This window comes from Arthrobacter sp. W4I7 (genome assembly GCF_030816215.1).
Lineage (GTDB): Bacteria > Actinomycetota > Actinomycetes > Actinomycetales > Micrococcaceae > Arthrobacter > Arthrobacter siccitolerans_A.
This window is the reverse complement of record NZ_JAUSXU010000001.1, coordinates 516,964-529,583: the sequence shown is the minus strand read 5'-3', so window position 1 is coordinate 529,583 and position 12,620 is coordinate 516,964. Positions and strand designations below refer to the sequence as shown.

Below are 12,620 nucleotides of genomic sequence, written 5' to 3'. Positions count from 1 at the left end.
CAGTCACGGCTTGTGCTTTTTGGGGGCACTCCATGAAGTGTTAGTAAGTATACTTATCTATTTCGCGAAGGAGAAGCCGGATGCCCCGGATGCGCCGCCTCAGCGCGTTTCTGCCGTTTCCGGTGGAATGGGGGTGTCACTTCGCCGAACCGTATCCTGATGCAGCTCCAAAGCGCTAGTCACAAGGGCGAAGTGACTGAAGGCCTGGGGTGTATTTCCGAGCTGCCGGCCAAGCCGGACGCCCCATTCCTCACTCAGGAGCCCCACGTCGTTGCGCAGGTCCAGGAGCCGCTCGAACAGCTTCCGGGATTCTTCGTGGCGGCCGGCACCCAGCAGCGCTTCCACCAGCCAGAACGAACAAGCCAGGAAGACGCCCTCATCGCCCGGCAGCCCGTCGTCCGAATCGGCCGGGCGGTAGCGGAGCACAAATCCGTCCTCGGTCAGCTCCCGCTGGATGGCCTCGATGGTCCCGATCACCCGGGGATCGTCCGCCGGCAGGAAGCCCACCCGCGGAATCAGCAGCAGGCTGGCGTCCAGTTCCGGCCGCCCGTAGGACTGCACAAAAGTGTTGCGTTTGGCGTCGAACCCGTTGGCCATCACATCCCGGCGGATGGTGTCCCGCAGTTTTTCCCAGCGCTCCACCGGCCCGGGCAGCCCTGAGTCGCGCACGCCCTTCACCATCCGGTCCGCTGCAACCCAGGCCATCACCTTCGAGTGCGTGAAGTGCCGGCGCGGCCCCCGCATTTCCCAGAGCCCGTTGTCGGGCTGGTCCCAGATGGTCTCCAGGTGCTCCATCAGCGCAATCTGGAGGTCCCACGCCTCATCGGAGTGCGTCAGCAGGGAGTTGCGGGTGAGCGCAAGGCAGTCCAGCACCTCACCCCACACATCCAGCTGGAGCTGTTCGGCAGCGCCGTTGCCAATGCGCACCGGCGTGGAGTTCTCGTAGCCCTTCAGCCAGGGCAGCTCCATTTCCGGAAGGCGCCGTTCACCGTGGATCCCGTACATGATCTGGAGGTCTGACGGGTCGCCGGCCACGGCCCGGAGCAGCCAGTCCCGCCAAGCGGCCGCTTCGGCGGTGTAGCCGGCAGCCAGGAGCGCCTGGAGCGTCATGGTGGCATCCCGGAGCCAGCAGTAGCGGTAGTCCCAGTTACGGGGCCCGCCCGGTTGTTCCGGCAGCGACGTGGTCACGGCCGCCACGATCCCGCCCGTGGGAGCGTAGGTCAGGGCCTTCAGCGTCACCAGCGAACGGAGCACGGCTTCCTTGTACTGGCCCTCCACTGTGCATTGCGAGGCCCAGCCCCGCCAATACGCGTAAGTGGTGCCCAGTACTTCTGCGGCGTCGACAGTATGCGGCCGCCCCACGTGGCTCGGAGCCCAGGTGAGGACAAACGGAACCCGTTCGCCCGCATTGACCGTGAAGTCGCTGACGGTGTGCATGTTCTCTCCGCGCAGCGGGGCAGGGGTCACAAAATAGACGGCGTCCGGACCTGCGATCGCGTGCAGGCCGTACTCGTCTTTACGCACCCAGGGGATGATGTGGCCGTAATCGAAGCGGAGGGTCAGTTCGCTGTGCATCTCCACGCTTCCGGTGACGCCTTCGACGATGCGGACGATGTCAGCCACCGAGTCGCGCGGCGGCATGAAGTCGATGACCCGCACCGTACCGTCCGGGGTTTCCCACTCCGTTTCCAGGATCAGGCTGCCGTCCCGGTAGCCGCGGCGGGTGCACGGGCCGCCGCTGGCCGGCGCCAAAAGCCACCGTCCGGCGTCAGGTGTGTCCAGCAGCGCGTTGAAGCAGGCAGGAGAATCGAACCGGGGAAGGCAAAGCCAGTCGATGGAGCCTTCCTTGTTGACAAGTGCCCCGGTATGGAGGTCACCGACAACCGCATAGTCTTCAATTCGCGCCATGACCTTACCCTGCCACAGCCGGTGCCGGAGTGGACCAGCCCGCCGGGTGTAGCCTCGAAGAACGGCAGCGGTGACGGGAGGCACATGGCAATCCACATCGGAACCTCCGGATGGAGCTACGACCACTGGGAAAACGTCCTGTATCCGCCCAAGCTGCCCGTGAAGGACAGGCTGCAGCATTACGTGGCCCGGTTCCATACGGTTGAACTCAACGCCAGCTTCTACCGCTGGCCCCGCGACACCACCTTTGCCGGCTGGAACCAGCGGCTTCCCGCCGGGTTCAGCATGTCTGTCAAGGCACCCCGCGGACTGACCCACGCCAGGAAGCTGAACGAACCGGAGGTCTGGCTGGAGCGCATCACCCGGTGCTGGCACGAGCTCGGTGACAAGCGGGCAGTCCTGCTGGTCCAGCTGCCGCCCGGCATGGAACGGGACGATGCCCGGCTGGACTACTTCCTCGCCGCAGTGCCGGACTGGATCCGGGTGACCGTGGAGTTCCGGCACCCGAGCTGGGAATGTTCCGAGGTGTTTGCCCTGCTGGAGCGGCATCAGGCAGCGTACTGCATCATGAGCGGCGCCAACCTACCCTGCATCCTTCGGACCACCGCCCCCTTCGCCTACGTGCGGCTGCACGGCCCGGACCACCAGCACCTCTACGCGGGCTCCTACTCCGATGCGGACCTGCAGTGGTGGGCGGACCGGATCCGCGAGTGGGCGGGCAACGGCCTGGACGTCTACGCCTATTTCAATAACGACGGCGGCGGGAACGCCGTGCGGAACGCCGAGACCCTGCGCGGGATCCTTGGCGAAGGGTAACGTCATGAAGCGTCTGCGGACGTCCGGTTCCTCTCCCGCTCGTGCCGCCCTGTGGCAGAGTGGAGCCATGGACTCGGCTCCGAAGGATTCTCCACAGAACACAGCGCCCGCCTTTTCTCCGGACGCACTTTCCGGGAACCAGGTGTTCCGGCTCGCGCACTGGCTCTCGGACGCCGTTAACTCGGTTCGGATCCGGCTGGCCAGGCGCTGGAAGTTCGATCCCCAGACCGTGGTGTACCAGGGTTACGGCTCCACCAGCCAGGTGCGGGTGCTGGGCCGGGTGCTGCTCACGCAGAAGCCGCTGCCGGGGAGCAAAGCCGATCATGCGGCGCGCAATGGCAACCAGAACGTCCGCGGCTGGCGTGCCTTCACCAGTGTTCCGCTGCAATTTACCGACGTCGAAATCAGCATCGGCGATGTTGTCACCCATGTCCGGGCGGACCGGGGCGGACTGATCGACACGGAGGTGGACGTCCGGCTTTCGCCCGGCTGGCACACGGCCATCCTGCGGGCGGAAGGTACTGAGCCTGCCGAGGCGCTGATCCACGTCATCGCGCCGGACGTGAAGTTCGGCATCGTCTCGGATATCGATGACACCGTGATGGTGACGGCGCTGCCCCGGCCTTTCCTGGCCCTCTGGAATACTTTTGTGCTGAGCGAACGGGCCCGCATGGCCACGCCCGGCATGGCGGTGCTGCTGGACCGGCTTACCGTTGAGTACCCGGACGCACCGGTGGTCTACCTGTCCACCGGCCCCTGGAACGCAGCGCCCACGCTGGCCCGCTTCCTGAGCCGCAACATGTACCCGGCCGGAGCCCTGCTGCTGACGGACTGGGGCCTGACGCAGGACCGCTGGTTCCGCAGCGGCCAGGACCACAAGCTGCGCAACCTCGAGCGGCTCGCCAAGGAATTCCCGGACATGCGCTGGCTGCTCATCGGCGACAACGGCCAGCACGATGAAGCGATCTACTCACGCTTCGCGCAGGACAACCCGGACAAGGTTGCCGCCATCGCGATCCGCCAACTGTCCATCAGCGAGTCCGTATTCGCAGGTGGCCACTCCGAGGACGGGGACCACACCACGTCCCGGGTGCCGTGGATCTACTCCCCTGATGGCGCCGGGATCGCCAAACAGCTGGCCATGCTGGGCGTCCTCCAGCGTTGAGTTCCCACTGCAGGCCTGGCCCGGCAGCGCGCTGCCCTAACCCGCAGCCGGCCTAGGCGCTGGCACCCAACGGGGCCACGCCGTCGTCGGGCGATTCTGCATCCAGGACCTCCGGATCGAGCCCTTCGGGCGCGACGGCCGCCGCGATGGCAACGTCCGCCGCAGCGGCAAGGTCGCGCTCCTCGATGAGCTCCTGGTACCAGAAGTAGGAGGCCTTGGGGGTGCGCTCCAGGGTTTCGAAGTCCACGTGCAGCAGCCCGAACGGCTGGTTGTAGCCCGCGGACCACTCGAAATTGTCCATCAGGGACCACACGTAGTAGCCGCGCAGGTCAATCGACTCAGCCACACCACCCGGGGCGGTAGCGCGCAGCGCTGCGTCAAGGTGGTCGGAGAGGTATTTCAGGCGCCGCTCGTCGGGAATGAACCGGGTGTTGGTGGACTTGTCCCGGACGATGATGTCCTCGAAGCTGGCCCCGCCCTCGGTGAGGATGACGGGCGGCAGGTTTGGGTAGCGTTCGGCCATCTCCTTCAGCGCGACCGCCATGTATTCCGGTTTCACGGGCCAGCCATAGGACGTGATGTCCGCTTCCGGCCAGGTTTCCACGTGGAAGGGGGTGCCTCCACTGCCGGCTGCGTTGAGGTCGCTGCCCATGGCCTCGGCCATGCTCGCCGGCACCGCCCCGCCACCCGGGCCCACAGCCACCTTGGTTGGCATGTAGTAGTTGAGCCCGTAGAAATCGAGCGGCTGGGAAATGAGTTCCATGTCCTGTTCGGGGTGCTCGAACGAGCTGAAGAACTTGGCGGCCCGGATCACGTCCGGATATTTCCCGGTGAGCACGGGGTCGGCGTAGAGCCGGTTCTGGGCCAGGTCCATCAGGCCCGCACTGAGGTAGTCCAGCGGGTTGATGGAGTTGGGGACCATGGGCGAGTAGACATTCGTCATGCCGATTTCGCCCGGCACCTTCGCGGCGCGCAGCGCCTGCACGGCGAGCCCGTGCCCCAGCAGCTGGTGGTGGACGGTAGGGAAGGCACCCAGGAGGAGTTCCTTGCCCGGCGAATGCAGGCCGAGTGTGTATCCGTTGGTACTCACCGTGGCCGGCTCGTTGATGGTCACCCAGCGGGCGACGCGGTCGCCGAAGGCCTCGGCCAGGATGCCGGCGTACTCGCCCAGGCGGTATGCGGTGTCCCGGTTCATCCACCCGCCGTCCTCGTCCAAGGCCAGGGGTGTGTCCCAGTGGTAGATGGTGGCCATGGGCGAGATTCCGTTGGCCAGGAGTTCGTCCAGGAGCCGGTCGTAAAAGGCCAGGCCGGCCCGGTTTGCCGGACCGCTGCCGGTGGGCTGGATGCGCGGCCAGGCGAACGAGAACCGGTACGAGTCAACGCCCAGCTGCTTCATGAGGGCCACGTCCTGGGGCATTCGGTGGTAATGGTCGCAGGCCACTTTCGGGCTTTGGTCCTCTACGATGGCGCCGGGCTTGGCCGCAAACGCATCCCAGCCCGCGGGTCCGCGGCCGTCCTCCTCCAGTGCGCCTTCGATCTGGAACGCTGCCGTGGCAACCCCAAGCGTGAACCCCTGCGGGATGCGTGCGGCGAGGTCCCTGGCGGAGATGTGCATTGAATCAACCCTTACTACGGACAGGACGGTACGCGCGCCACTCCTTGGACCCGCGCGAGGTCAGGACCATATCCTCGCACGATTCCTGTGCTCCGTGCCGGGCGCCCTGCCAGTGTCCGGGGACTCAACACAATTCACCGCCGCCAGCGGGCAGCCGGTCCAGTCCCGCGCGGCTACTGCTCGCCGAACAGGAATTCCTTCGCGTGCGCCACGGCCTTGCGGAAGGCATCGTTGCGGAGCGTCACCAGGTGCTCCGTATCGCCGTCGGCCGGTTCAAGGTACCCCGTGTAGCCCGGCCGGAGGACCCAGATGTCTCCCCCGGGCGGAAGATAGAAGACGCCAAAAGACCGCTGCTGCTTTTCCTCCGATGTCCATACCGGCACCACGGCCAGGGCAGCGCCCGTTGTAGCGTTAATCCACTGGGCACGGGGCAGGGGCTCCTCGTGTTCTTCGGGGTCCAGGAACGGCGCGGTGCCTTCGCCCCAGCGCTGTTCGAAACGCTCATGGAACGCCGGCATCAGGTGCGAGTCGTAGCGGCGCCAATCGCTCATTCGGTTCTCCGCCTCTCAAGGTACTGCCGCAAGGGTTGGTTCCCGGGCGGCTGAAGGTATCCGTTGGATCAGGTGCCTGCGTAGGAGCGCTTCGGGGCCGCTACGCCCAGGGTCCGCTTTCCCAGTGCACGGGACTGATCCTGATGGTGGTCCCGGAAGGTCCGCTCCGGCGTTGGACTTTGCGCACCGGAATATCCCGCGCGGTTCCCGACGCCGATGCTGCCGGCACCGCCTTTGCCTCACGGTCGTAGGCTGCCCGCCGGGCCGGATCGCGCAGAACGGCGAAGGCCTGCATGATCCGCAGCAGTTCCCCGTCGGGTGCCGGCAGTTCCACCACCGGATCCTGCCCGCCTGCATTTGCCCTGCCCATATCCAGGTCCGGGTGGCGACTGCGCATCAGGGCCCGGTAGGCGCGCGAAATCTGTTGCTGCGTGGCGTCCCGCGGGACACGCAGCGCCGCGTAGTGGTCCGGGATCTCGCTCATCTCAGCCTTCCGGTTCCAGGCCTGTCCGGGCGTGGGTGGCGGCGCCGGGCAACCGCAAGGGTCGCCCGGCGCAGGCGGGAGGGTCCTAGCTTCCGATCTCCTGCATTTCACCCTGCTGGCTCTGGATTTCGATCTTGCGTGGCTTGGCCTGCTCCGCCACAGGGATCCTCAGCGTCAGGACTCCCTGGTCGTAGCTGGCCTTGATATTGTCCGTGTCCAGCGTGTCGCCCAGGATCAGCTGGCGGTTGAAAACACCGCGGGGACGCTCAGACGCCACCAGCTCCACGTTGGGCTGCGTGGGGTCCTGGCGTTCGGCGCGAACCGTAAGGACGTTGCGCTCAACGTTCAGGTCCAGCGAATCGAGCTTAACGCCCGGAAGATCAAAGGCAACAACAAACTCCCCGTCCTCCTGCCAGGCATCCATGGGCATGGCAGCCGGGCGGGCAGAGGTTCCGAAAACCTGCTGCGTGAGCCGGTCCAGCTCACGGAACGGGTCGGTGCGCATCAACATCATTTCCCACTCCTTCAGCTCGTCTGATGTTGGTTCGGTGACATATCCACCCACGTTATCTATGGTGGTGGATATAGATTTTTTATAGCACCCATGGGAAACTGAAACAAGATCGCCACAGAGGAAATTTTGGAGAACCGATGGCAGAGCAGGAAGCAGGACGGGGCCCGGCGCCTGCGAAGGTGCGTGCAGTGTATGCCATTTCAGTTGCGGCGGAACTGGCAGGCACCGGCCAGCAGAACATCCGCCTTTACGAGACGCGGGGCCTGCTGACTCCGTCCCGCACTTCCGGTGGCACCCGGCAGTACAGCGATGCCGACATCGCCGTGCTGCTAAGGATCGGCGAACTCCTTGAGCAGGGCCTGAACCTCGCCGGTGTCGCCAAAGTGCTGGAGTTGGAGGAAACCAACCTCAAACTCCACCGGGCCTTGAAACGGGCCCGGTCCCGGCCGCGCTCTTGATCGCGGCACTCATTCCCGCGGTGTTTCAGCCTTCGAGAGTTCGCCGGTAATCCGCTCGCCCGGAATCCTTGCCGTCCGCCAGGTGTCCAGGGCGATGACTGCGCCAAGGATCGCCAGTGACAACGAGACCGAGGCGAGCGCGTCGCTGAGCCAGTGATAGCCCAGGTACAACCGGCTGACGGAGGCCAGCACAACGCCGATCCCCGCCCCGATAAACCCGGAAACCGCGGCCTTCCTGTTCTTCCGCCGGGAGAAGATCAAAAACGTGCCCACCAGCAGGAAATCGCAGGCCCCGAGGACGTGTCCGGAGGGGAACGAAAAGGTGTGGTCGATGCCAAAAAGCATTTGCTCCACCGGCGGGCGGGACCGGCGCACAATCTGGAGAATGATCTGCGAAATGATCACGCCGGAGAGCATCGCGGACGCCAGGACGACGGGACGCCACGCATGCTTGGCCGCGAATCCCCACGCGACCACCACCACCAGCACGATGATAGGCAGGGCAATCGGACCAAAGACTATGGCCAGGAAGATCATGACTACTGTCAGCGTCTGGGACCTCAGCCCGAGCAGCCAGTCGCGCACGGGCCCGTCGGCAGCGGAGAGGCCGTCGGCCTGGACCACGCTGACGAGGGTGGCGAGGAAGATTGCCAGCCCCACCACCACCAGGATGGCAGCCGCGCGGTAGAGCCTGCGCCTGTCGGCCGGGTCCACATAGCGCTCCTCCACCACGAACTTGTCATGGAAGCTCTGCCATCTGCCCCTGCTTTTCCCGCTGCTTCCGGAGCCTGCTGATCCCTGCTGTCCCACCGGCACGTCCATCCCTCGGTAGTGAAGTTTGCCTAGGGTGAAGATTATCCCTGTTCCGCGGCGCTGGCGGAGGCAGCAAGCAGGGGCGCTTTCCGGCGGGTGATCGGCGACCGCCGGATACTGTCGTATCCCGGCGGTAGCCTGGATGGGCGTGATGACCGGCGAATTCGCCATCCGGCGCCTCCTCGCCAAGGACCCGGACCGCGCCCTGGAAGCAATCCGGGAGTTGACGGCGGACCCGGATGAGCATGTGCGCCGCCTGGCGAGCGAGGGCACCCGGCCCTATCTGCCGTGGGCGGTGCGCGTTCCCGTCCTCGTCGAGCGCCCGGAAGCCACCCTCCCCATTCTTGATGCCCTGTACCGGGATTCCTCACAGTACGTGCGGCGCTCGGTGGCGAACCACCTCAACGACCTCGCCCGGCATGCCCCGGATGCTGTTATTGCCACCGCCCGGCGCTGGCTCGCCGCAAGGGACAGCAACACAAAGTGGGTGGTAGGCCAACGGCAGCCAGTCCGCGAAGGTCTTTAAGATCTCCACCCTGACCCTTGCCCCGGGAGAGAGCCGGAGCCTGTCCAAACGCCACGCATTCCGGCAGATGACCACCCGGGTGCACCATCCGGGGCTGCATGCGCTGGAGCTGCAGATCAACGGCACAGTGCATGGGCGCACGGAGTTCCTGCTGGAAACGGTCCGGACCCGTACCTAGAAGGAACCCGTGGTGAACTGCCAGCTCCGGCCGGCGAAGGGGTTCCCTGCGAGGTCGCGCACTGCGGCACCGCCCCCGGTCACGGTCACGGTGTACTTGGTTTTGGCGCCCAGCGGCTGTGCGGGGTCAAGGATCCACTGGTTCGTGGTCCCGTTCCGGTATACGGAGGCCGGCACCAGGGTCCCGGTGGCAGCGTTCTTGATGGTGAAGGTGGTTCCGGTGACGCCCTGGACAGCCTCGTTGAAGGTGACGCTGATGTTGTTGGCCCGGCGCACCAGCAGCGCGTTGCTGCCGGGGGTGATGCTCGTGACTGCGGGCGCGGGCCCGGTGAGGAAGCTCCAACTGGTGGAGGCCAGCGGAGTGCCCGCGCTGTCCCGGATGGCCGAGGTTCCGCCCACCAGGGTCGCTGTGTAGCGTGTGTCGGTGGCCAGGCTGGCGGCCGGATCAAGGGTGGCTGTGCGGGTGGTTGCGTTGTAGGTGACGGTGGCGGGGATGGTGCTGCCTGCCGCGTTCTTGAGCAGGAACGTCCCGCTGGTGACACCCTGGACCGCGGCGCTGAAGGTGGCCGTGACGCTGGTTCCGGCCGTCACGGCTGTGGCATCGGCTCCCGGCGTGACAGCAGTGACGGTAGGCGCTGGGGCAACCGGTGCTGGAGCCGGTGCGGGCGCTGCAGCACCGGCGAAGAGCAGCCGGTTGGGCGTGCCGCTGGTTGCGCCGGTGATTACCCCGGCGGTGGCGTTGGATACCAGCGCTGCAGCCACCTGGGCCGGTGTGAGTGCCGGGTTCTGGGACAGCAGCAGCGCTGCGGCTCCTGCCACATGCGGCGAGGCCATTGAGGTCCCGGACATCGAGGCCGTGGCCGTGGCCGAGGTGTAGTAGGCGGAGGTGATTGCGACACCGGGCGCGTAGATGTCCACGCAGGAGCCGAAGTTGGAGAAGGAGGCCTGCCGGTCGGCAGAGTCGCTGGCCGCGACGGTTACGGCGGCGGGAACCCGGGCGGGAGAACTGGTGCAGGCGTCCACGGCAGAGTTGCCGGCGGCAACCACCGCGGTGACGCCGTCGTTTATTACTGCCTGGATGGCCGCGTCCACAGCGGTGCTCGCGCCGCCGCCCAGGCTCAGGTTGGCGACGGCCGGCGTCCCGGCGGCGTGGTTGGCGGCCACCCAGTCGAGCCCGGCCACCACATCGGAGTTGTAGCCGGAACCATTGCAGTCGAGCACCCGCACGGGCACTACGGTGGCAGCCTTCGCCACACCGTAGCTGGAGCCCGCCACTGAGCCGGCGACGTGCGTGCCGTGCCCGTTGCAGTCGCTCGAGCCGAGACCGTCGGCCACGGCAGACCAGCCTGCGGCCACCCGGCCGCCGAAATCGGTGTGCGAGGCCAGGACGCCCGTGTCCACCACGTAGGCCGTCACGCCAGCACCGGACGAGGTCCAGGAGTAGGACCCGGACAGGGGCAAGGACTTCTGGTCGATGCGGTCCAGGCCCCACGGTGCCGGCTGCTCGGTGGCAGAAACACTGGCGGGGAGGTCCATTTCCATCGAGACCACGCGGCCGGAGCGCGCCAGGGCCGCCGCCTGGGCGCTGCTGGCGGTGATCACGGCGCCACGGACGGCATGCGAGAAGGTACGCCCCACGGCGACGCCCTGGGCCCGGAGTCCGGCCGCCTCTGCTGCCACGTCCGCGTTCGCGGCGTACTGGACGATGTAGCGGGCGGCACCGGTATCAGCCGGCGGAGCTGCCGAGGCAGGCACGGTAGAGACGGAGAGCGCGACGGCGGAAACCAGCACTGCTGCGGCGGACAGCATAAAGGCGGGAGTACGAATTTTGGGGTCCTTGTTTTGGCGTTGTGGGCAGCGCGGGTGAAACATCCATCCGCCCTTACCAAAAGATTAGGACCCCAAAACGGGCGGGGTCCGGGTCCTTGCCGGATCCTGTGCCAACCTTGGGTGATTCCTGCGCCCGGCAGGAATCCGTTAGTTTGTGCCGCCTCCAGGCGTACCCGGCAGGTGGCTCCGCCAGGAGTGTTCGGGCTCGAAGCCGAGCAGCCGGCGGGCCTTGTCGATGGACAGCATTGTCTCGTGCTCGGCCAACTCCTTGGTGACTTTGACTCCGGGGAACACCTCCGCAGCGAGGCCTGCGCTTGACCGGCTCATCACGGTGTCCGCGTTTGCGATGATGTACGCCTCGAAACCGGGTTTGCCGTTTTCCAGGGCGCGGGCCACGGCCTGTGCCCCGTCGCGGCCGTCGATGTAGCCCCAGAGGTTCCACTTCCGCAAGGACGCGTCGGCGTCGAAGTCCGGGAACCTGGCATAGTCCCCGGGATCCATGACGTTGGAAAACCGCAGGCCGGAGATGCTCAGCTCCGGGTCCCAACGGGTCAGCTCCACCGCCATCTGCTCTTCGAGGTGCTTCACCAGGGAGTAGGTGCTTTCCGGCCGCGCCGGGTACTCCTCGTCCACGGGAATGTAGGGCGGGTCGACGTCGAACGGCAGTCCCAGCACCGTCTCGCTGGAGGCGTACACCACCTTCTTGATCCCGGCCCGGCGGGCTGCCTGGAAGACGTTATAGGTGGCGAGCATGTTGTTCTCGAACGTGGCCGCGTCCGGGATGATGCCCGGCGCGGGAACGGCGCCGAGGTGGACCACGGCATCAAAGCCGGTGTGCCGGTCATCGACGCCCAGCAGGACGTCCAGGACCTGGCCGTAATTGCGCAGGTCCACCACCACAAGCCCGGGGTTCCGCTCCCCTGCCCGGTCGAGGTTCAGTACCTCGTGTCCGTCATCCGCCAGCCGCCGGACAACATGCCGTCCGAGCTTTCCGCTTCCCCCGGTTACTGCTACCCTCATGCGCGTTCTCCCTTTCCGTTGATGAAGCGTTCGACGGCGGTAATCGCCAGTTCGGTGATCTCGCCCGGGTCGCCGCTGCCGTTCACAGGCACCAGCAGTCCCCTGCCCGCGTAGACAGACACCACCTCATGGGTCTCCCGGTGATACAGGTCGAGGCGGCGCCGGAACACGTCCACGGTATCGTCCTTGCGGCCCTCTTGTTGGGCACGCTGCAGCATCCGCTGTTCCAGTTCGGAGTCGGGGGCCCGCAGTTCGATCACCGCATCGAGGGAGCCGCCCTGCGAGGCCAGGAAGTTGTCCAGTTCCACCACCTGGGGTGCGGTGCGGGGGTACCCGTCCAACAGAAAACCGGAACGGACATCGGCGTCCTGGAGGCGGTCCTTGACCAACGCGTTGGTGAGGTGGTCGGGCACAAAATCGCCGCCGTCGAGATACCTGGCAGCTTCGTTGCCGAGGTCGGTCTCCCTGCTCACGTTGCTCCGGAAGATCTCACCGGTGGACACCGCGGGGATCCCGAAGTGGCGGGCCAGGCGTTCGGCCTGGGTTCCCTTGCCGGAGCCGGGCGGACCGATGATGAGCAGCCTTGTCATGTTCCTGTCCCTCCGCGGCGCAGCAACCGCTGGTTTCCGGGTCGGCCGCCGGCAGCCCCGGCGCTGCCCCATTCTGCCCACAACGGGCACCACATTGCCAGCCTCCGGGAGGGGGCCGGAGGCCGGGACTGGCCTACAGTTGTGCTGGCAGCC

The 12,620-nt window shown here is 66.3% G+C and carries 13 protein-coding genes; 4 read left to right on the top strand and 9 right to left on the bottom strand.

Features of this window, described 5'->3' with window-relative positions; all coding sequences use genetic code 11:
• Positions 1-99: 99 nt before the first annotated feature.
• Complete coding sequence (locus QF047_RS02480) at positions 100-2,088, bottom strand: glycoside hydrolase family 15 protein (protein WP_307273551.1); 1,989 nt, start codon at positions 2,086-2,088, stop codon at positions 100-102.
• Here QF047_RS02480 and QF047_RS02475 point away from each other — a divergent pair.
• Together QF047_RS02475 and QF047_RS02470 are read left to right on the top strand one after the other, a co-directional pair.
• Positions 1,993-2,724 carry a DUF72 domain-containing protein gene (locus QF047_RS02475; RefSeq protein ID WP_307273549.1) on the top strand — a complete coding sequence of 244 codons (732 nt, stop codon included), beginning with the start codon at positions 1,993-1,995 and terminating at the stop codon, positions 2,722-2,724. The two genes, QF047_RS02480 and QF047_RS02475, sit on opposite strands and share 96 nt — an antisense overlap.
• A 67-nt stretch (positions 2,725-2,791) precedes the next feature.
• Positions 2,792-3,889 carry an App1 family protein gene (locus QF047_RS02470; protein WP_373427791.1) on the top strand — a complete coding sequence of 366 codons (1,098 nt, stop codon included), beginning with the start codon at positions 2,792-2,794 and terminating at the stop codon, positions 3,887-3,889.
• A 52-nt stretch (positions 3,890-3,941) separates the two neighbouring features.
• On the opposite strand, the gene QF047_RS02465 is transcribed toward QF047_RS02470, so the two are convergent.
• The 4 genes from QF047_RS02465 to QF047_RS02450 all read right to left on the bottom strand — a co-directional run bounded on the left by QF047_RS02465 (position 3,942) and on the right by QF047_RS02450 (position 7,050).
• Positions 3,942-5,504: a GH1 family beta-glucosidase gene (locus QF047_RS02465; protein WP_306635741.1), complete on the bottom strand. Its 1,563-nt coding sequence runs from the start codon at positions 5,502-5,504 to the stop codon at positions 3,942-3,944.
• Between the two features lie 173 nt (positions 5,505-5,677).
• Entirely contained in the window at positions 5,678-6,055 is a 378-nt protein-coding gene (locus QF047_RS02460) for a hypothetical protein (protein WP_306635744.1), read from the bottom strand.
• A gap of 100 nt (positions 6,056-6,155) precedes the next feature.
• On the bottom strand, positions 6,156-6,539 hold the full coding sequence (locus QF047_RS02455) for a J domain-containing protein (RefSeq protein ID WP_307273542.1): 384 nt from the start codon (positions 6,537-6,539) through the stop codon (positions 6,156-6,158).
• 85 nt (positions 6,540-6,624) lie between these two features.
• The gene (locus tag QF047_RS02450; protein ID WP_307281717.1) at positions 6,625-7,050 is read right to left on the bottom strand and encodes an Hsp20/alpha crystallin family protein; all 426 of its coding nucleotides are present in this window, start codon (positions 7,048-7,050) and stop codon (positions 6,625-6,627) included.
• Between the two features lie 140 nt (positions 7,051-7,190).
• Here QF047_RS02450 and QF047_RS02445 point away from each other — a divergent pair, with 140 nt between their 5' ends.
• A complete protein-coding gene (locus tag QF047_RS02445; protein ID WP_307273540.1) occupies positions 7,191-7,511 on the top strand; it encodes a MerR family transcriptional regulator in 321 nt (106 codons plus the stop codon).
• Between the two features lie 9 nt (positions 7,512-7,520).
• On the opposite strand, the gene QF047_RS02440 is transcribed toward QF047_RS02445, so the two are convergent.
• Positions 7,521-8,333 (bottom strand): phosphatase PAP2 family protein, encoded by an 813-nt coding sequence (locus QF047_RS02440; protein WP_307281714.1) that lies wholly within the window; start codon positions 8,331-8,333, stop codon positions 7,521-7,523.
• A 142-nt stretch (positions 8,334-8,475) separates the two neighbouring features.
• On the opposite strand from QF047_RS02440, the gene QF047_RS02435 reads away from it, so the two are divergent.
• Complete coding sequence (locus QF047_RS02435) at positions 8,476-8,850, top strand: DNA alkylation repair protein (protein ID WP_307273537.1); 375 nt, start codon at positions 8,476-8,478, stop codon at positions 8,848-8,850.
• A gap of 174 nt (positions 8,851-9,024) precedes the next feature.
• Here the strand turns inward: QF047_RS02435 and QF047_RS02430 are convergent, their stop codons facing one another.
• The 3 genes from QF047_RS02430 to QF047_RS02420 all read right to left on the bottom strand — a co-directional run bounded on the left by QF047_RS02430 (position 9,025) and on the right by QF047_RS02420 (position 12,467).
• Positions 9,025-10,899, bottom strand: a complete 1,875-nt coding sequence (locus QF047_RS02430; RefSeq protein WP_307273535.1) for a S8 family serine peptidase — start codon at positions 10,897-10,899, stop codon at positions 9,025-9,027.
• A 105-nt stretch (positions 10,900-11,004) separates the two neighbouring features.
• Positions 11,005-11,877, bottom strand: coding sequence for an NAD(P)-dependent oxidoreductase (locus QF047_RS02425; protein ID WP_307273532.1), 873 nt, complete (start codon positions 11,875-11,877; stop codon positions 11,005-11,007).
• Complete coding sequence (locus QF047_RS02420; protein ID WP_307273530.1) at positions 11,874-12,467, bottom strand: adenylate kinase; 594 nt, start codon at positions 12,465-12,467, stop codon at positions 11,874-11,876. The genes QF047_RS02425 and QF047_RS02420 overlap by 4 nt, the downstream gene beginning before the upstream one ends.
• Positions 12,468-12,620: the final 153 nt, after the last annotated feature.

Bases quoted from the DNA above. Each gene is read 5' to 3' on its own strand.
- QF047_RS02475 (WP_307273549.1), top strand. From the start codon at position 1,993: ATGGCAATCCACATCGGAACCTCCGGATGGAGCTACGACCACTGGGAA.
- QF047_RS02480 (WP_307273551.1), bottom strand. From the start codon at position 2,088: ATGCTGCAGCCTGTCCTTCACGGGCAGCTTGGGCGGATACAGGACGTT.
- QF047_RS02470 (WP_373427791.1), top strand. From the start codon at position 2,792: ATGGACTCGGCTCCGAAGGATTCTCCACAGAACACAGCGCCCGCCTTT.
- QF047_RS02465 (WP_306635741.1), bottom strand. From the start codon at position 5,504: ATGCACATCTCCGCCAGGGACCTCGCCGCACGCATCCCGCAGGGGTTC.
- QF047_RS02460 (WP_306635744.1), bottom strand. From the start codon at position 6,055: ATGAGCGATTGGCGCCGCTACGACTCGCACCTGATGCCGGCGTTCCAT.
- QF047_RS02455 (WP_307273542.1), bottom strand. From the start codon at position 6,539: ATGAGCGAGATCCCGGACCACTACGCGGCGCTGCGTGTCCCGCGGGAC.
- QF047_RS02450 (WP_307281717.1), bottom strand. From the start codon at position 7,050: ATGTTGATGCGCACCGACCCGTTCCGTGAGCTGGACCGGCTCACGCAG.
- QF047_RS02445 (WP_307273540.1), top strand. From the start codon at position 7,191: ATGGCAGAGCAGGAAGCAGGACGGGGCCCGGCGCCTGCGAAGGTGCGT.
- QF047_RS02440 (WP_307281714.1), bottom strand. From the start codon at position 8,333: ATGGACGTGCCGGTGGGACAGCAGGGATCAGCAGGCTCCGGAAGCAGC.
- QF047_RS02435 (WP_307273537.1), top strand. From the start codon at position 8,476: ATGACCGGCGAATTCGCCATCCGGCGCCTCCTCGCCAAGGACCCGGAC.
- QF047_RS02430 (WP_307273535.1), bottom strand. From the start codon at position 10,899: ATGTTTCACCCGCGCTGCCCACAACGCCAAAACAAGGACCCCAAAATT.
- QF047_RS02425 (WP_307273532.1), bottom strand. From the start codon at position 11,877: ATGAGGGTAGCAGTAACCGGGGGAAGCGGAAAGCTCGGACGGCATGTT.
- QF047_RS02420 (WP_307273530.1), bottom strand. From the start codon at position 12,467: ATGACAAGGCTGCTCATCATCGGTCCGCCCGGCTCCGGCAAGGGAACC.